The sequence below is a fragment of the Cellulomonas telluris genome, assembly GCF_004886325.1.
GTDB lineage: Bacteria > Actinomycetota > Actinomycetes > Actinomycetales > Cellulomonadaceae > Cellulomonas > Cellulomonas telluris.
The window spans coordinates 1-662 of the sequence record NZ_QXFN01000025.1; the positions used below are offsets into that span (position 1 = coordinate 1).

Below are 662 nucleotides of genomic sequence, written 5' to 3' on the forward strand. Positions count from 1 at the left end.
TACCTCACCTTCGCGCTGCTCGCCCCGGTGACCGGGCTCACCGCCCTGACCTTCATCACCTCGGCCAACACCTACATGCAGCTGCACACCGACGCCGGCGTCCGCGGCCGGGTGATGGCGCTCTACCTGATGATCTTCATGGGTGGCACCCCGGTCGGCGCGCCGATCATCGGCTGGATCGGCGAGGAGTACGGCGCTCGCTGGACGCTGCTCGGCGGTGGGCTGCTCACCATCGCCGGAGTGGCGGTCTCCGCGGTGGTCTACCTCCGGCTGGAGAAGGCCCGTTGGGGGCGGGCGGCTACGCTGGAGCACGCCCCTGCGGAGCCCGCCTCCGCGGCATTTTGACCCTGTCGGAGCGCCCGAGTAGCCTCAATCCTCGTGTCTGGTCCGTCCAGACCCTTGCGCATGCTCTCAAGCAGCGGCCGATCCCGGTGCCGCACCCAGCAGGTCGCAACCGAGCATCTCAACTGGCACGACGCAGCAACGCACGACACCCGAGCCCGGCACAGCGCCGAGCCGTGACGAGAAGACAGAGAGAGGGAACCACCCGGTGCCCACCATCAACCAGCTGGTCCGCAAGGGCCGCCCGGACAAGGTGTCCAAGAACAAGACGCCTGCCCTGAAGGGATCCCCGCAGCGCCGAGGCGTCTGCACCCGCGTCT

General features: G+C 68.9%; 1 protein-coding gene and 1 pseudogene. Both read left to right on the plus strand.

What is annotated here, in order from left to right:
• On the plus strand, window positions 1–345 hold a 345-nt coding region (locus FB586_RS18540), incomplete at its 5' end, for an MFS transporter (protein WP_136520838.1).
• A gap of 205 nt (window positions 346–550) precedes the next feature.
• A pseudogene (locus FB586_RS18545) lies at window positions 551–662 on the plus strand (30S ribosomal protein S12); the annotation flags it as partial.